Annotated in this window: 17 protein-coding genes; 11 read left to right on the top strand and 6 right to left on the bottom strand. The window is 64.5% G+C overall.

All coding sequences use genetic code 11. The annotated features are described in order from the left end of the window. Positions 1-176 precede the first annotated feature (176 nt). From KBA48_RS18760 to ggt, 3 genes are all read left to right on the top strand, one after another. Positions 177-461, top strand: coding sequence for a hypothetical protein (locus KBA48_RS18760; protein WP_292909156.1), 285 nt, complete (start codon positions 177-179; stop codon positions 459-461). A gap of 12 nt (positions 462-473) precedes the next feature. Further along, positions 474-1,088, top strand: coding sequence for a hypothetical protein (locus tag KBA48_RS18755; RefSeq protein WP_292909155.1), 615 nt, complete (start codon positions 474-476; stop codon positions 1,086-1,088). Between the two features lie 98 nt (positions 1,089-1,186). Beyond that, on the top strand, positions 1,187-2,914 hold the full coding sequence (gene ggt, locus KBA48_RS18750; protein ID WP_292909154.1) for a gamma-glutamyltransferase: 1,728 nt from the start codon (positions 1,187-1,189) through the stop codon (positions 2,912-2,914). Positions 2,915-3,069: 155 nt separating this feature from the next. Here the strand turns inward: ggt and KBA48_RS18745 are convergent, their stop codons facing one another. From KBA48_RS18745 to zwf, 4 genes are read right to left on the bottom strand one after another with little or no spacing between them, the layout of a single operon-like run. Next, complete coding sequence (locus KBA48_RS18745) at positions 3,070-3,702, bottom strand: bifunctional 4-hydroxy-2-oxoglutarate aldolase/2-dehydro-3-deoxy-phosphogluconate aldolase (RefSeq protein ID WP_292909153.1); 633 nt, start codon at positions 3,700-3,702, stop codon at positions 3,070-3,072. Between the two features lie 20 nt (positions 3,703-3,722). Continuing rightward, the gene (gene edd, locus KBA48_RS18740) at positions 3,723-5,555 is read right to left on the bottom strand and encodes a phosphogluconate dehydratase (protein ID WP_292909152.1); all 1,833 of its coding nucleotides are present in this window, start codon (positions 5,553-5,555) and stop codon (positions 3,723-3,725) included. A 43-nt stretch (positions 5,556-5,598) separates the two neighbouring features. After that, positions 5,599-6,309 carry a 6-phosphogluconolactonase gene (gene pgl / locus KBA48_RS18735; protein WP_292909151.1) on the bottom strand — a complete coding sequence of 237 codons (711 nt, stop codon included), beginning with the start codon at positions 6,307-6,309 and terminating at the stop codon, positions 5,599-5,601. Then, positions 6,296-7,771, bottom strand: a complete 1,476-nt coding sequence (gene zwf / locus KBA48_RS18730; protein WP_292909150.1) for a glucose-6-phosphate dehydrogenase — start codon at positions 7,769-7,771, stop codon at positions 6,296-6,298. Before zwf ends, pgl begins: the two co-directional genes overlap by 14 nt. Before the next feature lie 459 nt (positions 7,772-8,230). Between zwf and hexR the strand changes: the two genes are divergently transcribed. From hexR to KBA48_RS18710, 4 genes are all read left to right on the top strand, one after another. Continuing rightward, entirely contained in the window at positions 8,231-9,073 is an 843-nt protein-coding gene (hexR, locus tag KBA48_RS18725; RefSeq protein WP_054166004.1) for a transcriptional regulator HexR, read from the top strand. A gap of 328 nt (positions 9,074-9,401) precedes the next feature. Beyond that, positions 9,402-11,618, top strand: coding sequence for a 1,4-alpha-glucan branching protein GlgB (gene glgB / locus KBA48_RS18720; protein WP_292909149.1), 2,217 nt, complete (start codon positions 9,402-9,404; stop codon positions 11,616-11,618). 121 nt (positions 11,619-11,739) lie between these two features. Continuing rightward, positions 11,740-12,363: a CatA-like O-acetyltransferase gene (locus KBA48_RS18715; protein ID WP_292909148.1), complete on the top strand. Its 624-nt coding sequence runs from the start codon at positions 11,740-11,742 to the stop codon at positions 12,361-12,363. A 32-nt stretch (positions 12,364-12,395) separates the two neighbouring features. Next, positions 12,396-13,559 (top strand): cystathionine gamma-synthase, encoded by a 1,164-nt coding sequence (locus tag KBA48_RS18710; protein WP_292909147.1) that lies wholly within the window; start codon positions 12,396-12,398, stop codon positions 13,557-13,559. A 60-nt stretch (positions 13,560-13,619) separates the two neighbouring features. On the opposite strand, the gene KBA48_RS18705 is transcribed toward KBA48_RS18710, so the two are convergent. Then, a complete protein-coding gene (locus KBA48_RS18705) occupies positions 13,620-15,053 on the bottom strand; it encodes a hypothetical protein (protein WP_292909146.1) in 1,434 nt (477 codons plus the stop codon). 1,301 nt (positions 15,054-16,354) lie between these two features. Then, entirely contained in the window at positions 16,355-17,506 is a 1,152-nt protein-coding gene (apbC, locus tag KBA48_RS18700) for an iron-sulfur cluster carrier protein ApbC (RefSeq protein ID WP_292909145.1), read from the bottom strand. Between the two features lie 174 nt (positions 17,507-17,680). Between apbC and hflK the strand changes: the two genes are divergently transcribed. From hflK to KBA48_RS18680, 4 genes are all read left to right on the top strand, one after another. Then, a complete protein-coding gene (hflK, locus tag KBA48_RS18695) occupies positions 17,681-18,844 on the top strand; it encodes an FtsH protease activity modulator HflK (RefSeq protein ID WP_292909144.1) in 1,164 nt (387 codons plus the stop codon). A gap of 12 nt (positions 18,845-18,856) precedes the next feature. Next, the gene (hflC, locus tag KBA48_RS18690; protein WP_292909143.1) at positions 18,857-19,732 is read left to right on the top strand and encodes a protease modulator HflC; all 876 of its coding nucleotides are present in this window, start codon (positions 18,857-18,859) and stop codon (positions 19,730-19,732) included. 52 nt (positions 19,733-19,784) lie between these two features. Then, entirely contained in the window at positions 19,785-19,970 is a 186-nt protein-coding gene (locus KBA48_RS18685) for a DUF2065 domain-containing protein (RefSeq protein ID WP_292909142.1), read from the top strand. 196 nt (positions 19,971-20,166) lie between these two features. Continuing rightward, positions 20,167-21,708 carry a DegQ family serine endoprotease gene (locus KBA48_RS18680; protein WP_292909141.1) on the top strand — a complete coding sequence of 514 codons (1,542 nt, stop codon included), beginning with the start codon at positions 20,167-20,169 and terminating at the stop codon, positions 21,706-21,708. Positions 21,709-21,834: the final 126 nt, after the last annotated feature.

Genomic DNA, 21,834 nt, shown 5'->3' with positions numbered 1-21,834 from the left:
CCGACCCCCGCCCCCTCCCGGGCTGGACCCTGGCCCGCCGGGCCGACAGCACCGATGCCTACCGGACCGGGGATTTCGTGGTCGAAGGCTATGACCCGCACCCGCCGATCAAGGCGGATGTGGCCGTGTAGGGTCCTTGCTTTTTACGAGGATTGTCGTATAGTTCGGGGGACTGGATGGGCTGGCGTGCCGTCAAAAGCCGGGTTTTACGTGACCTGCGTGACGGCCGGTTCCTGCATGAGGCACGCAATAGCATCGAGACCAGGAACAAGCTGGCCACGGGCGAGGTGTCGGCGGATTTCGTGCATGACCTGATCGCGGGCGCCACCGGCAATCACCACCGGGCCAGCCCACACCATGCCCATGCCAGCATTGAGGTCCATATCGTGGTGCGCAATGGCTGGTACATCAAGTTCTACTTCCTGGACCCGGACACCACCTTCATCAGCGTCCATCGCTGAAGGCAGGTAGGCATGAAGCTGTATGTTGAAGGCGAGGCGGGCAGGGCGGTCTGTCACCGGGACGGGCTGGTCACCACCCATTTCCGGTACCGCGATGTGCCGTTTGATGACGGTCACGGCAGTGCGCCCGACATTCTGGTCGGGGTTTGCGATGTTTGCGGTGATGTCCTGACCATTCCGCCGCAATCCACGCCTGCCATTCGGGCCGCAAGGGAGCGGGCGACGGTATCGCTGGAAGCGCAGTTGCCCGCCCTGTACCTGGAAACGCTCGACCTTGCCGCCTATCGCATCAATCCGCAGCTTTCGACCGATTTCCGCAAGGCGCTGCTGTCCTATTACCTGCATGGGGCAGCGGCGGAGAAGGAGGCGGGGGCGGGTTTGCTGGCCGATTGGCAGGCCTTCCGCGACAGCTTCCCGGGGGCTGAGAAACAATCCCCGCGTAAACGCCTGTCGCTGAAAATCTCTCCCTTCCTGGCGGGCGAGATGGAGATGTTGATGGTGGCCACCGCGTTGAACCGGACCGATCTGATCAAATCGCTGGTCGGGCGCATCCATCGGGAGGTCGTTGCGCCGGCCAAGCCGCGAGTGCTGCCGGCCCTGCAGCGCTTTGCCGGGGCTGCCGCTTAGGCACCTTGCCCATAAAATAACCAATATTTTACAGTAGGATATGCGTGTTTTTCATGGGAAGCTGACGGCCCTTGCAGCTTGGCCGGAGATGTCCCGCGATGAACCGTCTGCGTTCGTTTGCCCTGTCGCTTTGTGTTGCCACCGCGCTGTGCGCGATACCGGCCACGGGGGCCTGGGCGCAGAAGGACAGTGCGGTGGTGACGGCGCTGCCCATGGGCCGGGCCATGGTGTCGTCGGCGGACCCGCGCGCCACCGATGCGGGGCGGGGAATCCTGCGCCAGGGCGGGTCGGCGGCGGATGCGGCGGCGGCCCTGATGCTGGCCCTGACGGTGGTGGAGCCGGAATCGTCCGGCATCGGCGGCGGCGGCTTCATGCTGTACCACCCGGCCGGGTCCAAGGACACGTTCAGCTATGACGGGCGGGAGGAGGCGCCATCGGCGGCTAGGCCCGACCGGTTCATGCAAAACGGCCAGGAAATGGATTATGAACTGGCGCGGGCCGGCGGCCTGTCCGTCGGTGTGCCGGGCAATATCCGCCTGATCGAACTGGCCCATGCCCGCCATGGCAAGCTGCCCTGGAAGGCGCTCTTCCAGCCGGCCATCAAACTGGCGCGCGACGGCTTTGTCGTCACCCCGCGCATGGTGAAGATGCTGGAGGAACAGAAACCGCTGCTGTCCGTGTCGAAAGAGGCGCAGGAACTCTATTATCAGCCGGACGGGTTGCCCAAGCCGGTGGGATCGGTGATCAAAAACCCCAAGCTGGCCGATCTGCTGACGCTGGTGGCGGAGAAGGGGGCGGATGCTTTCTACAAGGGGCCGGCGGCGGAGCGGTTGCGGGCGGCGGTGGGCAAGGCGCCGCGTAACCCCAGCGTCATCACGGCCGAGGATATGGTGAATTACCGGGCCGTGTCGCGCCCGCCCGTCTGTGGCACCTACCGTGTCTACACCGTCTGCGGCATGGGGCCGCCCTCCTCTGGTGGCATCGCGGTGCTGACCATCCTGAAACAGATGGAAGGGTTCGACATTCCTTCCATGGGGCCGAACAGCCCGGAAGCCTGGCATATCCTGGGCGAATCGATGCGGCTGGCCTATGCCGACCGGGCCAAGTGGCTGGGTGACCCGGACCATGTTAAGGTGCCGGTCGAGGGGTTGACCGACCCCGCCTATATCAAGGATCGGGCCAAGCTGATCGATCCGAAGAAGGCCATGCCCAAGGCGTTGCCGGGCAATCCCAAGGATGCGCCGCGCGTGTCGGACATTCCCGACAATGAAATCCCGGGCACCACCCATTTCTCCGTTGCCGATGAATGGGGCAATGTCGCGTCCATGACCTCCACCATTGAGGATATCTATGGCTCCGGCATCATCGTGGACGGCTATGTGCTGAACAACGAGCTGACGGATTTCAACTTTGTGCCCGACGTGGACGGCGTGCCCACCGCCAACCGGGTGGAGCCGGGCAAGCGCCCGCGCAGTTCCATGTCGCCCACCATCGTCTATGACCAGAGCGGTCAGGCCGTGCTGGCCATCGGTGCGGCGGGCGGGCCGACCATCATCGCGCAGGTGGCCAAGGCCATTGTCGGCGTGCTGGACTGGAAGCTGGATGTGCAGTCGGCCCTGGCCCTGCCCACCTTCATGGGCAGCGGCGATACGATCCGGATCGAGGCGGGGACGCCGGTCGGCGGCATGGCGGACAGGCTGCGCGCCATGGGCCATCAGGTTGTGGTCGATGATTTCGGCGGCAAGCTGAACGGCATCGACCGGATGACGGGGCAATGGCGCGGCGGGGCCGATCCAAGGTCGAACGGGACGGCGGGGGCGCCGTAACTGGCGCGGGCTGCCGTCCGGTTGCTGTCTTTCCGGAAATGCTACCCCGCCTGGGAGTACAAAAAAAGAGGGCGGCTGGGATGAACCCAACCGCCCTTGAGGTCGATCGCCGTGAAATGACCGGACAACGGCGATCGTAGAGGACCGGAAAAAGGTTAAGCGCGGCGGGGCAGGGATGCCGCTTCACGCGCCAGTGATGTGACGCCCGCCCAGTCGCCCGCCTTGACCAGATGGCCCGGCGTCACCCAGGACCCGCCCACGCACATGACGTTGGGCAGGGCCAGGAAATCGGGCGCGGTGGCGGCGGTGACGCCGCCCGTGGGGCAGAACTTGATCTGGGACAGCGGCGAGGACACGGCTTTCAGCATGTCGATGCCGCCCACGACCGTGGCCGGGAACAGCTTCTGGTGACGGATGCCGCGCGACAGCAGGTACATCATCTCCGCCGGCGTCGCCACACCGGGCAGGTAAGGAATGCCGCTGTCCAGCACCGCATCGACCAGACCCGGATAGGTGCCGGGGCTGACGATGAACTTGGCCCCCGCATCGGCTACATCCTTCACCTGCTCCGGGGCGATGACGGTGCCGGCGCCGACGACGGCCCCAGGCACCTTGGCCATGATGCGGATGGCGTCCAGGGCCGCGGGCGAGCGCAGGGTGACTTCCAGCACCGGCAGGCCGCCGGCAACCAGGGCTTCGGCCAGCGGCTGGGCGTCTTCCAGCCGGTCGATGATGATCACCGGAATGACCGGGGCCAGGCTGGCGATGTGGGCGATATCCATGCTCATCTTGTCAGGTTCCGGTCGGATCAGGCGGTGGTGACGGGGGCAGCGAAGCAGGACCCACCCTGCTCGGCCCCGGTGGCGGATGCCCGGAAGGCACCGAACAGGTTGCGGCCCATGCCCCATTCGTTATGGGACAGGTCGGGCACGGTCACGGTGCGGGCCATGAATTCGGCGGCGTCGACCAGCACGTTCAATTCACCGGTTTCGGCGTTCAGGCGGATGATGTCGCCGTCACGCACCTTGGCCAGCGGGCCGCCGCCCAGGCATTCCGGCGTGATATGGATGGCGGCCGGCACCTTGCCCGACGCGCCCGACATGCGGCCATCGGTGACCAGGGCCACCTTGAAGCCCTTGTCCTGCAACACGCCCAGGCCGGGGGTCAGCTTGTGCAGTTCCGGCATGCCGTTGGCGCGCGGACCCTGGAAGCGGACAACGGCGACGACGTCGCGGTTCAACTGACCGGCCTTGAAGGCGGCCTGAAGGTCATCCTGGTTGTCGAACACGGCGGCCGGCGCCTCGATCACCCGGTGTTCCGGCTTCACGGCGGACACCTTGATGATGCCCCGGCCCAGATTGCCGGACAGAAGCCGCATGCCGCCCGTGCTGTCGAACGGGTCGGCGACGGGGCGCAGCACCTTGGTATCGGCGCTTTCCTTCACGCCGGGCCGCCAGGTGGCCACCCCGTGATTATCCAGGAAGGCATCCTGGCGATAGGCGTCCAGGCCTTCGCCGGCCACCGTCTTCACATCGCCATGCAGCAGGCCGCTATCCAGCAGTTCGGAGATCACGAACTGCATGCCGCCGGCGGCGTGGAAATGGTTCACATCGGCCACGCCATTGGGATAGACGCGGGCCAGCAGCGGCACCGAGGAGGACAGGTCGCTGAAATCCTGCCAGTCGATCTGGATACCGGCAGCGGCGGCCATGGCGACCAGATGCAGGGCATGGTTGGTGGACCCGCCCGTCGCCATCAGGCCGATGATGCCGTTGACGATGGCCTTTTCATCGATCACGTCGCAGATGGGCGTGTAGTCATCGCCCAGCGCCGTGATCCTGGCCGCACGCTCCGCGGCGGCCACGGTCAGGGCGTCGCGCAGCGGCGTGTTGGGGTTGATGAAGGATGCGCCCGGCAGGTGCAGGCCCATGATCTCCATCAGCATCTGATTGGAATTGGCGGTACCGTAGAAGGTACAGGTACCCGGCCCGTGATAGCTTTGCGACTCCGCCTCCAGCAGGGCATCGCGGCCCAGCTTGCCCTCTGCGTACAATTGCCGGACCTTGGCCTTTTCCGGGTTGGACAGGCCGGATGTCATGGGGCCGGCGGGCACGAAGACGGCCGGCAGATGGCCGAAGGACAGGGCGCCGATGAACAGGCCCGGCACGATCTTGTCGCAGACACCCAGATAAAGGCCCGCATCGAACATGTTGTGCGAGAGCGCAATGGCCGTCGCCATGGCGATGACATCGCGGGAGAACAGCGACAGTTCCATGCCGGGCTGACCCTGGGTCACGCCGTCACACATGGCGGGCACGCCGCCCGCGAATTGCGCTACGGCCCCCACCTTGCGCACGGCATCCTTGATCAGCGCCGGATAGCGTTCCAGCGGCTGATGCGCCGACAGCATGTCATTGTAGGCCGACACGATGGCGATGTTGGGTTCGGTCCCCGATTTCAGCTTGGCCTTGTCATCGGCGGCACAGGCCGCGAAACCATGGGCCAGGTTGCCACAGGCGAGCGTGCCGCGCTTGGGACCCTTGCCGGCGGCGGCGCGGGTCTGCTCCAGATATTTGGACCGGGTGGCGACGCTGCGCCCGATGATCCGGTCGGTGACGCGGCGGATGGCGTCCTGTGTCATCTCGAACTTCCTCCTTCAGGGGCGCCCGGCAAAAGCCAGGGGGTTACGGCGCCCACCAGATGGAAACGGGGACCTGGGTCTGGTGCAGGACGGAGCGGACGGGGGCGGCCTCAACCGGCCCCGGCAGCAACGCCGTGTCCAGAACGGATTTTTTCTTGTCACCCGTGATCAGCAGGGCAACGGCGCGGGCGCGCAGCAGTTCCGGCAAGGTCAGGGTGATGCGGGCCGGCACACTCCCTCCAGCCGTAATGGCAGCCGGCGTGACGGCGGCCACGGCCAGACCCAGTGACCCGCTCAACGCCTCTTCCAATCCGGCGGCGCCGGGGAAGAAGCTGGCCGTGTGGCTGTCCTCCCCCATGCCCAGAAGGACAAGGTCATAGGGGCGGGGCATGGTGGCCAGCCGGCTGCTGGTGCGGGCCAGCCCGTCGGCAGGGGTAGCACCCACGCTTTTCAGGCCGACGACGGTCGCACCCTTGGCAACGGCGTTTGACAGGGTCCGGCGGACCATCGCCTCATTGCTGGCGGGATCATCCAGATCGACCCAGCGCTCATCCGACAGGGTCAGATAGACCTTGTCCCAGGGCAGGTCATAGGTATCCAGCCGGGCGAACAGATCGGCGGGCGTGGTGCCGCCCGACAGGACCAGCGAGGCACGACCATAGGTGGCCACCGCATCGCGGATCAGGCCCGCGATATGGTCAGCAAACGCTGCGACCAGGGATGCCTTGTCGGCATGGGCATTAATAGTCGGCATCGTTCCACCGCCGATCATCACGGGCCAGCAGCAGGGCCGCCGAGAGCGGGCCCCAGCTTCCGGCCGGATAGGGTTCCGCCGGCTGGTCGGTGTCCTTCCAGCCCTTCTGAATGGTGTCGATCCAGGCCCAGGCGGCGTCCACTTCGTCCCGGCGCATGAACAGGGACGGGTTGCCGCGCACGGTGTCCATCAACAGACGCTCATACGCGTCGGGATACCGGTCCTTGAACGTTTCCGCATAGGACAGGTTCAGCGGCACGGAGCGCAGGCGCAGGCCGCCGGGGCCGGGCACCTTGGTCATGATCGACAGGTTCACACCTTCATCCGGCTGCAACCGGATGACCAGCCGGTTGGCGGTCAACTCGCCCGCACCCCGCCCGAAGACATTGTGCGGCACGGCCTTGAACTGGATCACGATTTCCGAATAACGCGTGGGCATGCGCTTGCCCGTGCGCAGATAGAACGGGACCCCGCCCCAGCGCCAGTTATCCACCTCCGCCTTGATGGCCACGAAGGTTTCATTGTTGGAGCTGCTGCCCAGTTCCTCAGCGTAGCCCGGGACCGTCTTGCCCTCGATCGCGCCCTGGCGGTACTGGCCGCGCACGGTCTTGGCCTTCACCTCCTGCGCGGTGATGGGGCGCAGCGCGCGCAGGACCTTGATCTTCTCGTTCCGGATCATGTCCTCCGTCAGGGATGACGGCGGTTCCATGGCCACAAGGCAGAGAAGCTGCAGGAAATGGTTCTGCACCATGTCGCGGAGCGCGCCGGCCTTGTCGTAATAGTCGGCGCGGCCTTCCACGCCCACCTTTTCGGCCACGGTGATCTGCACATGGTCGATATAGTTGGCGGACCAGAGCGGCTCGAACAGGGCATTGCCAAAGCGCAGCACCATCAGGTTCTGCACCGATTCCTTGCCCAGGTAATGGTCGATGCGGAAGATCTGCTCTTCCTTGAAGATGGCGCCAACCTCGTTATTCACGGTGTTGGCCGAGGCCTGATCCTTGCCGATCGGCTTTTCCAGGACGACGCGCGTCTTGGGGCAGATCAGGTCGGCTTCCTTAATGTTGCGGCAGATGGCACCGAACAGGACAGGCGAGGTTGCCAGATAGAAGACGCGGGCCTTGTCCCCGCCATCCTTCAACGCCTCGACCAGCAGTGGCCAGTTGCCGCCCGGCTTGGTCGCGTCCAGTGGCACATAGGTGATGCGGCCCAGGAACCGGGACAGCACGCCCTGGTCGATATCATCGGCCGGAATGAACTGTTCCAGGGCCTTGGTGATCTGGGCGCGGAAGCTGTCGGTATTCTGATCGGTGCGGGACACGCCGATGATGCGGCTGTCATCCGTCAACTGATGGTCGCGTTCGCGATAGTACAGGGCGGGCATCAGCTTGCGCAGGGCCAGATCGCCCGTGCCGCCGAACACCACATAGTCGAAGGGATTAACCTGCATCACATCAGCCATGGCACCCGGCCCGCCCGTCCCTTGATTTCCGGCCGCTTTTCGGCCGAGGCGGCGCGCGGTCCGCGCCGTCTTCTGCCCTGAATGTAGCAGAATTACCGAAGGGGGCAAGCGGGTACTACGAATATCCCTTGCATTTCCGGCATTCGCGCGCATGTTTGTGACGTACATGCTGCGCTGCGGCGTAACTTTACTACGCCTTTTGCCCTATAGAAGGCATTTCGGTGGCGGAACGGGCCAGCATCTGCGGGCAGGGGTGCCCCGCTGTTACCGACTGTATGGCGGCCTTGCCAAATCCGGCTGGATTTCGTGTAATTCCCTTACATGGCCCGCTGGCCGGCTGATACTATCTCCCTAGGAGTTTGGCTCACCGGGAGATGGTTCGGCGGTGCCGGCGATTGAGGTCGGTGATCGGTTACGATCACCGAGACTGGGTAGAACATGTTTGGGGGAGTGGCCGACGTGCTTGAACGTATCCGCGGCATGCAGTCCGGTCTGCGCCGATCCGAACAGAAGATCGCGGAGGTGGTGCTGAAACGCCCGCATTCGGTGGTCAACGCCTCCGTCGCGGAGGTGGCGCGGGAGGCGCAGGTCAGTCAGCCGACGGTGGTGCGTTTCTGTCGTTCCATCGGCTGTGCGGGTTTTCAGGATTTCAAGCTGCGTCTGGCCCAGGATCTGGCCACCGGCACGCCCTATGTGCACGAGGAGGTGCGGCCCGACGATCCCGTCGTCGATGTGGCCGCCAAGGTGCTGAACCGTTCCATCGCGTCGCTGACCCGTGTGCGCAACCATACCAATCCGGAAGCGCTGGAGGAGGCGGTTCGTATCCTGTCCGAAGCGCAGCGCATGGAATTCTATGGTTTTGGTGCCTCGGGCGTGGTGGCCATGGATGCGCAGAACAAGTTCTTCCGCCTGGGCATTCCCTGCGTCGCCTATACCGATTTCCATGTGCAGGCCATGTCGGCCACCCTGCTGGGGCCGAATGCGGCGGCGTTGGTCATCTCCCATACCGGCCGCACGCGGGAACTGCTGCGGTCGGTCGATCTGGCGCTGGACAGCGGGGCCAAGGTGGTGGCGCTGACATCGGGCGGGTCGCCGCTGGCGGAAAAGGCCACGGTGTCGCTGCTGGTCGATGTGGTGGAGGATACCAGCATGTATACGCCGATGGTCAGCCGTCTGGCGCATCTGGCCATGCTGGACGTGTTGCAGGTCGCGGTGGCATTGCGCCGGGGTGTCAATCTGGCCGAGAGCCTGGCGCGGTCGAAGCGGCCGATCCGGGAGCGGCGGTTGGGGCAGCGGGGGTAGTTGGGGCGTTGTTCCCTCACCCTCCCAAACGCTGGCGCGTTCGGGCCCCTCCCTCTCCCACATTCGTGGGCGAGGGGCGTAATTTGAGAAGGGCAGTTTGTGTCGCTCCCTCACCCTTCCAAACGCTGACGCGTTCGGGCCCCCCTCTCCCACATTCGTGGGCGAGGGGCGGAACATGGTGTTGAGCCTTATTTCGTCCCTCGCCCGCCCCTGGCGGGAGAGGGAGGGGCCCGCGCCGGAAGGCGTGGGAGGGTGAGGGGGCAACGTGCGCTACACTCACCTCCCGCAAACATGGTAAATTACAGTCCCACCCCAACTCAGGTTCACCATGCCCCAGACCCCGTCCGAAGCCGAGATTGCCGCCATTACCCAGGCGACACATGGTGATGTCTTCGCGATCCTGGGGCCGCATCCGCTGCATGATGGATCGGGGCGGGTGGAATTACGGGTGTTCCGGCCGGATGCCGACCGGGTGACCGTAATCGGTCCGGACGGGGTGGAGCGGCTGGACCTGCCGCGCCTGCATGCCGACGGGTTCTTCGCAGGCACGCTGAGTGCCGAACAGGCCGCCGGTTACCGGTTGCGCCTGTCGCACGGGAACGATCGCTGGGAGATTGAGGACCCGTACTGTTTCCCGCCCATCCTGGGGGAGATGGACCAGTATCTGTTGGGCGAGGGGCGGCATTGGCGGTCCTATGAAAAGCTGGGCGCCCATCCGGATGTGATCGACGGGGTGGCCGGCGTGCGCTTCGCCGTCTGGGCGCCCAATGCACGGCGCGTCTCTGTCGTGGGCGACTTCAATGGCTGGGATGGGCGGATGCATGTCATGCGCCTGCGCCTGGGCTCCGGCATCTGGGAGATTTTTGTGCCCGGCGTTGCCGAGGGTGCGCATTACAAGTATGAGATTCTGGATGCCGGCGGTTATCTGCTGCCACTGAAGGCCGATCCGCATGCGCTGGCGGCGGAATTCCGGCCCGCCACCGCCTCCATCGTCGCACGCATCAATCATCATGCCTGGCAGGATAAGGACTGGCTGGCCAAGCGGGCGGCGCGCAATGCCCGCACGGCGCCGATTTCGATCTATGAGGTGCATCCCGGTTCCTGGCGCCGGCCCGGCCATGGCGGCTACCTGAACTGGCGCGATCTGGCGGGCCAGTTGGTGCCGTATGTGAAGGAAATGGGCTTCACCCATATCGAGGTGATGCCGGTGCATGAGCATCCGTTCGACGGCTCCTGGGGTTATCAGGCCCTGGGCCTGTTTGCGCCGACCTCTCGCTTTGGCACGCCGGCCGATTTCCAGGCCTTTGTCGATGCCTGCCATCAGGCGGAAATCGGCCTGATCATCGATTGGGTGCCCGGTCATTTTCCGACCGACGCCCATGGTCTGTATGAATTCGACGGCTCGCACCTGTACGAACATGCCGATCCGCGCCAGGGCTATCACCCCGACTGGAACACCGCGATCTATAATTTCGGTCGGAATGAGGTGACGAATTTCCTCATCTCCAACGCCCTGTTCTGGCTGCGGCATTACCATATTGACGGGCTGCGCGTGGATGCCGTCGCCTCCATGCTGTATCTGGACTACAGCCGCAAGGAAGGCGAATGGATCCCCAACCGCCATGGCGGGCGGGAGAACCTGGAAGCCATCGATTTCATGCGCCGCATGAACGCCCTGGTCTATGGAACCGAGGAAGGGCAGGGCGGCGGGGCCATCACCATCGCCGAGGAATCGACCGCCTGGCCCGGCGTGTCACAGCCGGCCCATGCCGGCGGGCTGGGCTTTGGCTATAAATGGAACATGGGCTGGATGCATGACACGCTGAAATATATGCAGCGTGATCCCATCCATCGCCGCCATCACCATAGCGATCTGACTTTCGGCCTGCTCTACGCCTTTTCCGAAAATTTCATCCTGCCGCTCAGCCATGATGAGGTTGTGCATGGCAAGGGCTCGCTGCTGGCCCGCATGCCGGGCGATGACTGGCAGAAATTCGCCAATCTGCGCGCCTATTTCAGCTTCATGTGGACCCATCCGGGCAAGAAGCTGCTGTTCATGGGCGGTGAGTTCGCGCAAGGACGCGAATGGAACCATGACGGGCAGTTGGACTGGCATCTGCTGGACGATCATGGCGGTGGGCATTGGCACCGGGGCGTGCGCGATCTGGTCCGCGACCTGAACCATCTCTACCGCGACACGCCGGCCCTGCATGAGCGGGACTGTGAGGGGGAGGGTTTCCGCTGGATCAAGGGCGGAGCGGCCGAGGAAAGCGTGCTGGCCTATAGCCGCCATGGCTTTGCCGAGGGGGCGGCCGCCGTCACGGTGGTGAATTTTACACCCGTGCCGCGTCAGCGTTACCGCGTCGGTGTGCCGCTCGGCGGGGTCTGGCGGGAGGCGCTGAACAGCGATGCCGCCGCCTATGCCGGCAGCGGCATCGTCAATCCGCAGCCGGTGCAGGCCCAGGCTCTGCCCTGGGACGGGCAGCCCTTCAGTGTGGAGATCGCCTTGCCGCCGCTGGCGGGTCTGGTGCTGCTGCCGGCTTGACCGTAAGATCCATCGCGGTTATCCAAACCGGGCTCTGGCGGAGCCGACGGGCATTGCAATCGCGTGCCCAGACAACTAAGTGCCCCGGATCGGGTCGGGAACCCGTCATGGGAGCGCTGAATTGATCGACCGCAGCCGCCAGATCGCCCTGTTCGACCGTTATGACCAGCCCGCCGTGAATATCGCGGCTGTGGCCGATTGCCCGGATTTCGTGACGCCGGCCAAGGATGCTGGCATTCCGCCCTTTGCCCGCGTGCTGCATGCCGTCGGGCGGGCCAGCCTGGATGTCCCACATATGCGGCTGCGCCTGCTGGAGGGGCGGGTCAGCGAGGTGAAGAACCTGACCCTGTCCTACACGGTGATCGGGCGGGACCAGAACCTGAATTTCTCCACCATCCCGTTCGTGGCGGATTTCCGGGACTTCCTGAAGAACTATCTGGCCGACCGGGAGATCGCCCGCAATGCCGTGGAACTGCGCCTGACGCCGCTGACCAACCGCGACTACATCTTTGCCACCTGTCTGCCCTGGCTGCGCTTCACCTCCATCCAGCATCCCATGGCGCGGTTCGGGGATTGCTCCATTCCCAACGTTGCCATCGGAAAGTTCGGCTTTGCGCAAGGCCGCGTGGATTTCCCCGTCGCGGTTCAGGCACATCACGGCCTGATCGACGGGCTGCATATCGCCCAGTTCATCGCCCGGCTGGAAGAAGTGCTGGCCGAGGCCGTCAACGACCCGACACGTTAGAGGTTGGGCGCTTACAACAGAGGATGTTCAGCATGAAGGACCGCCCCAACCGCCAGGGATTCGCGACCCGCGCCATCCATGCCGGCCAGCAACCCGACCCCACCACCGGCGCCATCATGGTGCCGATCTACGCCACCAGCACCTTTGTGCAGGAAAGCCCCGGCGTTCATAAGGGCTATGAATATGCCCGCAGCCAGAACCCGACGCGCATGGCGTATGAGGCTTGCATCGCCGATCTGGAGTCGGGCCATCGCGGCTATGCCTTTGCCTCCGGACTGGCGGCGGAAGCCACCATCCTGGAACTGCTGGATGCCGGCGCGCATGTCATCGCATCCGATGATCTGTATGGTGGCACCTACCGCCTGCTGCACCGGGTGCGGTCGCGGACGGCCAACCTGTCGGTAACGACGGTCGACCTGTCGGACCTGGCCGCCGTGAAGGCGGCCATCCGGCCCGAAACCCGCATGATCTGGGTGGAAACGCCGACCAACCCGCTGCTGAAGCTGGCCGATCTGGAGGCGCTGGCGCAACTGGCCAGGACGCATAACCTGATCTCCGTGGCCGACAATACCTTTGCCAGCCCGTGGATTCAGCGGCCGCTGGAGCAGGGGTTCGACATCGTGGTCCATTCGGCCACCAAATATCTGAACGGTCATTCCGACATGGTGGGCGGCGTGGCGGTCGTGCGGGAGGCGGGGGAGATCGCCGATCGCATGGCCTTCCTGCACAATGCCGTGGGGGCCATCCAGGGGCCGTTCGACAGTTTCCTGGTGATGCGCAGCCTGAAGACCCTGGCGCTGCGCATGGAGCGCCATTGCCAGAATGCGGGCGTCATCGCCGAATGGCTGGAAAAGCATCCGTCGGTGGCCAAGGTCCGCTACCCGTTCCTGCCCAGCCATACCCAGCATGATCTGGCAAAGCGGCAGATGCGGGCCGGCGGCGGCATGGTCACCATCCACCTGAAGGGCGGGCTGGAGCCGGCGCGCCGCATGCTGGAGCGGACAGAGCTGTTCAGTCTGGCCGAAAGCCTGGGCGGGGTGGAAAGCCTGATCGAACATCCGGCCATCATGACCCATGCCAGCATCCCTGCCGAACAGCGCGCCGCCATCGGCATCGATGACGGTCTGGTCCGCCTGTCGGTGGGGGTAGAGGATGTGAACGACCTGCTGGCCGATCTGGAACAGGCGCTGCGGTAACGGGCGCACGGGCGGGGCAGCGGTTTTCCGCTTGCCCCCCCCCCGCTGGCCTGTGTGGCGTCAGCCTGCGGCTCTGGCGGCGGCCCTGTCGGTCAGGCGAAGGGCGGTCAATGCCAGGGCCACCGCCACCATCCAGGCCAGCGGGCGCACCATCCATATCGCATGCAGGATGCTATGGTTGATGAAAGCCAGGTACCAGACGGGCAGGATCAAAATGGATGCCACCAGCATATAATCGCCGGCCCGGTGATCGGTTTTGCGGCCTTTGATCAAAAGCAACAGGTGCAGGCCAATGACGGCGAGGGACAGCAGCAGCAGCCCTGCCCCCATCGGCGTGGACCCATAGGCCAGAACAAAGCTTGCATGAAGCAAGGCCACACCCATCATGGCAATGCGCAGCAGCAGCGACTTGTCGACGATGGCAGGGTCCAGGCCGATGGCGCGATAGCGTTCCGTCAGGTGGGGTGACAGTTCCGCCAGGATCGTGCCGGATGCGCGATGGCCAAGCGCGTCACCAAATATGGCCAGTTCCTGTGGGCCGAAGATCGCGGCAACCAAGGCCATTTTCAACGCGAAGCACAAAACCGCTGCCGCCCCGAAGACGCACAGGGCCTGTGCCGTGTCGGCAACAAGTCGGCGGCCGCTGTCGCCCCGCCCTTCGATCGCGACAATGCCGGCAAGCATACAGGCCCCGATCAGCAACCCACCGGTCAGAAACTCGAAATAGGCGGTCAGACAGCCGAACAACGCGACCATCACCGTTCGGCGGCCAGCCGAAAGGTGATGCCATGGTGTCAGGTACGCCGTGGCCAGAAAGCCCACAGTGACGATGTCCGCCAGTGAATAACTGGGCCACCAGCCATAGAGCGGCAGGCCGTAGAAAACCAGCAAGGTGAAGGAAACGGCCGTATAGGCCGCGGGTCTGGCGGCCTCTGTTGTGCCCCGCAGCCGCCACCAGCCATGCCCCGACACGGCCAGCATGGTCACTGTCACCAGCAGCAAGGCGGCAAAGATGGTCACCTGCATGCCATGGACATCCTGAACCCCCAGCAACAGTCGCATGACCGTGCGGTATCCATGCAGATTGCGATGGTAGAGGCCGTCGGGTTCAACAGTGACATTCTGCTGTACCGACAGCCGTGTCACGCCACAGGTCCATGGTTCATCCTCGCGCATGCCGGGCAGGTTCTGTAGCCGCGAGGTCAGCAGGTAGGGGGAAACCGCCTCTTCCCATGTCGATCTGTAGGGAAGCGCGATCATATCCAGGATCAGGCAGTCATTGCCCGACAGGGCCGGCATTTCCTGTTTCGCCAGGGGTAGCTTTATCTGATCGGTGAAATGGCCCGTCTGAAGGCTGTGCAATATGTTCGAACGCGCCGTCTCCCGTGACACGGCGATTTCGGACAGGAAACTTGCCAGGACGCTGACGAGGGTGAATAACGCTGCTGTCAACAAAGTCAGCAGTGATGCGGTCAATAATGGTCGATTCGACATTTCATGCTATTCCGAGGTGCTGAGTTTCGGATAGCAGCCAGTAAGCCCGGCGTGATTGATCAGGGCGATTCGATGCGTGCCGCTGATATCTGCTTTTATTTGCAGAATCGGCGCGCATATTTACGCTTGATCTTCACTGCATTTGGCGCATCGACATGAGGTTTCGGCCTCATGTTGAGGCGCCTTGGTGTCAGGGGTCCTGCCGAGCTTCTTGCTGCAACGACGTGCTGCGCCCCGGACAAAATTTGCTGCTTCGGCCGACATGGCACGAAGCCGACAGGTTGGCGCCATAAGAAATAGCTGAGTTATTTCAGCGACTTCTGTTCATCCGATCGCACCCCAGCGCCGGATGAAACGCGGTTGGCGCAACCAACAATTTCCGCGTAGAAACACACTATAATGCATATTAAATGGTTTCAAAAGCGCAAAAGAATTACCAATTTATGAGTATGGCACTTTATATTTCTAGTTGATCTATGCGGCATGCACGCGGTCGGTTTGGTTGTGTCCCTTCATTCGCGAAAAACGCGGTTGTGCTCCGGTATCGCGGCGGACAGGCTTTTTTGGGGTCGTGATGCTGGCCCCCATGAACCATGGCTGCTGGCATGGGGCGATCGCTGTGACGCCGTCATGCGGCGTGGCCAAGCGCGCCTATCTGGCCGCCCTTTGCTTCAGGGAGGGGGGCGAAGGCAAAAAAATGGCGCCCGGATTGGGGCCGGGCGCCAGTTGTTCAGCAATCCATACACATACCGCCTACATGGCGACTCACCATGCCGGGTTCAGGGTCGGACTTCCCAAGCGAACTCGACATGGCAAGGGGTGTTCGGCATGGCCGCGATGGGGTTCATCTGCAGCCACGTCCAGAATTCCTTGAATGCCAACTGGGGGCGGGCCTGGGCGTATGTACCCAGACGACCGGCAACCCGCTCGCTCAGCGTGCGCGTCACCTCCTCATAAGCAACCTCAGGTACGCCATGCGCAACCTGTACGTCGCCCGTGCGAGGGTCGGCAGCCCGAAAAGAATGGGCGCCGTCGCGAAACGCATATGCAACTCGGATTGGTTCGTCTTGATACATCCTGTCCGTCCACCAGCGGTGTACGAAGTTTATGTACCAAACACCCGCCCGGACGGAAAGGAAAAATCCATTGCGCGATACGCAGTGCAGCAATCCGTCTTTTGGCGGGCTGTCCGCGACAGGGAATTTCGAACGAACATTCGTAAAATAACCTGTCTTTCGAAGTCACCGCCCGCGTCACCGGCCGCCTTTTGTCACTGAATGCCGCCAAAGCAGGCACCCTGATCAATCAATGACGATGCGGGGGGCGGCCCGACCCCCGCCGATGCTGATCTTGTCCCAGACGCGGGCCGCCACGGCGCGATAGACCTTGGCATGGTCGCTGTCGGGCTGGGAGACGACGATGGGATCGCCGCCATCGCTGGTCTCGCGGATGGCGATGTCCAGCGGCACCTCGCCCAGGAAATCGATCCCCAGCTTGTCCGCCTCCGCCCGCGCCCCGCCATGGCTGAAGATATCGCTGCGATGGCCGCAATTGGGGCAGCAGAAATAGGACATGTTCTCCACGATGCCCAGGACGGGCACATCCACCCGCCGGAACATGTTCAGCCCCTTGCGCGCGTCCAGCAGCGCGATGTCCTGCGGCGTGGAAACGATGACGGCCCCGGCCAGGGGCACATTCTGCGACAGCGACAGTTGCGCGTCGCCCGTGCCCGGCGGCATGTCGACCACCAGCACATCCAGTTCGCCCCAGGCCACGTCGCGCAACATCTGCTGGATGGCACCCATCACCATGGGGCCGCGCCAGATCATCGGCGTTTCTTCGGCCACCAGGAAGCCCATGGACATGACCTTCACCCCGTGGCGCACCAGGGGGCGCAGGACCTTGCCGTCCACCGTCTCCGGCTTGCCCGACAGGCCCATCATGCGGGGCAGGGACGGCCCGTAGATATCGGCATCCAGAAGGCCGACACGCAGGCCGTTGGCCGCCATGCCCAGCGCCAGGTTCACGGCGGTGGTGGATTTGCCCACCCCGCCCTTGCCCGACGCCACCGCGATGATGGCACGCACGCCGGGCACGCCGATCTTGGCAGGTTTCGGCGGTGGGGCGGCGGCGGGCGCCGCGTGGCCGTGACCCTTATGGTCATGCCCCTTATGATCATGGCCACCGCCCAGCTTGGGCGGCGCACGGTGGGCTGTCAGCATGGCGGTGACCGACGTGACACCGGGCACGGCGTCCACGGCTTTCTCCGCCGCCTGGCGCATCGGTTCCAATGCGGCCCCCCTGGCCGGGTCCACCTCCAGCGCGAAGGCGACGTTGCCGCCCTTCACCGTCAGGCCTGAAATCATGCCCAGCGCAACGATGTCGGCCCCCCGATCGGGGTCCTTCACGCTGCTGAGCGCCTTCAGAACCTGTTCCTCGCTGACCACGGCCATGGTTGAAAACCCCGTCTGCTTCCCAATATCTGCGGTGACCGATGGCCCAAGGGCCTTGTGTACGGTGCGCCGCGATATATAGGGTGGCAAGACGTGCAGAGAAAGCGTCCTGTCCTTGCGGGCAGGCCTGTCGGTTTGGCAGTTTGTGGGTCCAATCACCAAAGGGTCGGAAATATGCCCTGGAACAATCAAGGTGGCGGCAATGGCGGCGGGCCCTGGGGCTCTCCCCCGGGCGGCGGCGGCAATGGCGGCGGTAACAACCCGTGGGGCCGTCCGCCCGGCGGCGGCGGGCAGCAGCCCGGCGGTCCCGACCTGGAAGATTTGCTGCGCAAGGGCCAGGAGCGGTTCAAGAATCTGACCCCCGGTGGCCTGGGGGGCGGCAAGGGCATCCTGCTGGGCGTCGTGGCGCTCGGCCTTCTCTGGGGCCTTTCGGGCATTTACCGGGTGCAACCGGATGAGCAGGGTGTGGTCCTGCGATTCGGCGAATATGTGCGCACCGAGCAGCCGGGCCTGCGGTACCACATGCCGGCCCCCATCGAAACGGTGGAGACGCCCAAGGTCACGCGCGTCAACCGTCTGGAAATCGGCTACCGCTCCGGCGCCGACAGCCGCCGCCCCGGCGGCGGTGACGTGCTGGACGAAAGCCTGATGCTGACAGGCGACGAAAATATCATCGACATCGACTTCACGGTCCTGTGGTTGATCAAGGATGCCGGCCATTATCTGTTCAAGATCCGCGACCCGGAAATGACCGTGAAGATGGCCGCTGAAAGCGCCATGCGCGAGGTCATCGGCCGCACCGACATCCAGCCCGCGCTGACCGAGGCCCGTCAGGATATCGAACAGCAGACCAAGGTCCTGTTGCAGACCATGCTGGACGAATATCAGTCGGGTATCGAGATCAGTCAGGTGCAGTTGCAGAAGGTGGATCCGCCGGCCCCCGTGGTCGACGCCTTCAACGATGTGCAGCGCGCCCGTCAGGACCGCGAGCGTCTGCGCAACGAGGCTGAGGCCTATCGCAACGACATCATCCCCCGCGCCCGCGGCGAGGCCGAACAGTTGATCCAGCAGGCCTCGGCCTATCGTGAGCAGGTGGTCAGCCTGGCCCAGGGTGATGCGCAGCGCTTCGCCCAGGTCCTGTCCGCCTATAATCAGGCGCCGGAAATCACGGCGCGCCGCATGTATCTGGAGACGATGCAGGAGGTGCTGGGCGGCGCCAACAAGATCATCATCGACCAGGGCAAGGGCGGTGGCGTGGTGCCGTATCTGCCGCTGAACGAATTGACCAACCAGCTCCGTCAACAGACGCCGGCCACACCGGCCGCGCCGCGCCAGTAAGGGGGACGGACCATGAGCACAAAACTTGTCGCCGCAGGCGTCGTCGCCGCCGCCGCCGTCATCCTGGCGTCCGCCTCGCTGTTCACCGTGAGCCAGACCCAACAGGCCCTGGTCGTACAGCTTGGTGAGCCCAAGCGCACCATTCAGGAGCCGGGCCTGCATGCCAAGATCCCGTTCGTGCAGAATGTGGTGTTTCTGGATGCCCGCGTCCTGGATGTCGATCCGCCCGTCGAACAGGTGATCCTGGCCGATCAGAAGCGTCTGGAAGTGGACGCCTTTGCCCGGTACCGCATCACGGATCCTTTGAAGTTCTACCAGTCCGTGGGCAATGAGATGGTGGTGGAGCAGCGTTTGGCCGCCACCGTCAATTCCGCCCTGCGCCGTGTCCTGGGTAGCGCCACGCTGCTGAACGTGCTCTCCAAGGAGCGCGTGAAGGTGATGGCCGACATCAAGGCCCAGGTGAACCAGGAGGCCGCCCGTTTCGGGGTGGAGATCGTGGATGTCCGTATCCGCCGCGCCGACCTGCCCGATGCCACGTCGCAGGCCGTGTATGAGCGGATGCGGTCGGAGCGTGAGCGCGAAGCCCGCGAGGCCCGCGCCCAGGGTAACGAACAGGCCCAGCAGATCCGCAGCCGGGCCGAACGCGAACGCACCGTGATCCTGGCCGAAGCCCAGCGCGACAGCCAGGTGCTGCGCGGTGAGGGCGACAACCAGGCCATCCGCATCCTGGCCGAATCCGCTGGCAAGAATCCGGATTTCTATTCCTTCTATCGCTCGCTGGACGCCTACAAGGTGGCCATGAAGGGTGACAACACCCAGATGGTCCTGTCGCCGGACAGCGATTTCTTCCGTTATTTCAACGGCACGGGCACCGTGACGAAGCGGTGATCATCCTGCGTGGGGCGGTTCGCCGTCCCACGCCTTCCTGTCGGACCTTCCCTTGGCAGACTTTCTGACCGCGCTGGCCCTGGTCTTCGTGATCGAAGGGCTGCTCTATGCCGTGGCACCGAATTCGATGCGCGACATGGCCCAGCGCATCTCCGGCATGGAGCCGGTAATGCTGCGCCGGATCGGGCTGGGGGCCGCCATCCTGGGTGTTCTGGCCGTCGCCGCGTTGCGGGGATAGGGCGCCATGGCGCCGTTTTGGCATCCGATGACGGTTCCGTCTCCGCCGCTGGGCCGTGTCACAGCCTGTTACGAAGGAATGCTTCGCAAGGCGGCCAATCACGTCCTATATTCCTTGGTTGTCGGCGCGCCCCTATCGGGCCGGTGCGCCGGTGCGTGCCCATCGGGGTGCGGATGACCGGCCCCTGGAGATTGACGTGATCGACGCCTTCCGTTCCCGTTCCCCCCGCGCGCCCGCCGGGAGTGTCGTCCGGGAAGGCCGCGTGGCCGGCCTGCTATCGCTGCTGGCGGTGACCGCCACCCTGATCTTCACCCCGCCGGCCCTGGCCCAACGCGGCGCGCCCGACAGTTTTGCGCCGCTGGCTGAAAAGACCCTGCCGTCGGTGGTCAATATCTCGACCAGCCAGACCATCCAGAACAAGCCGGGCGGCCGGGGCGCCGTGCCGATGCCGGACTTCCCCCCCGGCTCGCCGATGGAGGAATTCTTCCGCGACTTCCTGGAACGCCAGCAGCAGGGTCAGGGCGCCCCGCGCAAGGCGCAGTCGCTGGGGTCGGGCTTCATCATCGATGCGTCGGGCTATATCGTCACCAATAACCATGTGATCGAGGGCGCGGACGAGATCACCGTCATCTTCCAGGATGCCGACCAGACGGAACTGAAGGCCAAGCTGATCGGCACCGACAAGGAGACCGATCTGGCCCTGCTGAAGGTCGAGACCAAGGCCAAGCTGACGGCCCTGAAATGGGGTGACAGCGATGTGCTGAAGGTCGGCGACTGGGTCGTGGCCATCGGCAATCCGTTCGGCCTGGGCGGCACCGTGACGGCCGGCATCGTGTCGGCCCGCGCCCGCGACATCGGCGCCGGCCGCTTCGATGATTTCATCCAGACCGACGCCGCCATCAACCAGGGCAATTCCGGCGGTCCGCTGGTCAATCTGGCCGGCGATGTGGTCGGCATCAATTCCGCCATCTACAGCCGCACGGGCGGTTCGGTCGGTATCGGCTTTGCCATTCCGTCCAGCATGGCCCGCACCGTGATCGAGGAAATCCGCAAGGCCGGCAAGGTCCGGCGCGGCTGGCTGGGTGTGCAGATCCAGTCGGTAACGCCGGAGATCGCCGAAAGCATGGGGCTGGCCCATCATAAGGGCGCCCTGGTCGGCACCGTCACGGATGCCAGCCCGGCCGCCGCCGCCGGCCTGAAGCCCGGCGACGTCATCCTGACCTTTGACGGCAAGGAGGTTGCCAACAACCGCACCCTGCCGCGCATGGTGGCCGGCACGCCCGTCGGGACCAAGGTGAATGTGGGCATCTCCCGCAAGGGGACGGCCATGAATGTCACCGTGACGCTGGCCGAGTTCCCCGAGGATCAGGCCGCCGCGACGGAGGATGAGCCCGAGGAGGAGAAGCCCGGCCAGGGTGCCGCCCAGCAGCAGGTGGAGGCGCTGGGCCTGTCGGTGTCCGCCATCACCGCCGACCTGCGCAAGCAGTTCGAGATCGCCGAGGGTGTGAAGGGCGTCGTCATCACCAAGGTCAGCCCCAACGCCTCGCCGCAGTCGCGCCAACTGCGCCCCGGTGATGTGGTGCTGGAGGTCGGGCAGCAGCCCGTGACCACGCCCACCGACATGATGTCCCAGGTCACCAAGGCCAAGGGCGCCGGTCACAAGGCGGTCCTGCTGCTGGTCGAACGCCGCGGCGAACAGACCTTCCTGGCCCTGCCGCTGGAAGGCGGCGCGCCGTAACCTTTCGGCTTTTCCCGACAGGTGACGAGGGCCGCCGGCATCCGGCGGCCCTTTGTCATTGTACATGGGCTATCGGGTGCACATGGGCTATCGGCGGCCGGTTGGAATGCGCTAGGGTCCGGGGGT

Origin of the sequence: Niveispirillum sp. (genome assembly GCF_017996735.1) — a bacterium.
In the GTDB taxonomy this organism is placed as follows: Bacteria; Pseudomonadota; Alphaproteobacteria; order Azospirillales; family Azospirillaceae; genus Niveispirillum.
This window is presented reverse-complemented; position numbering and strand designations above follow the sequence as displayed.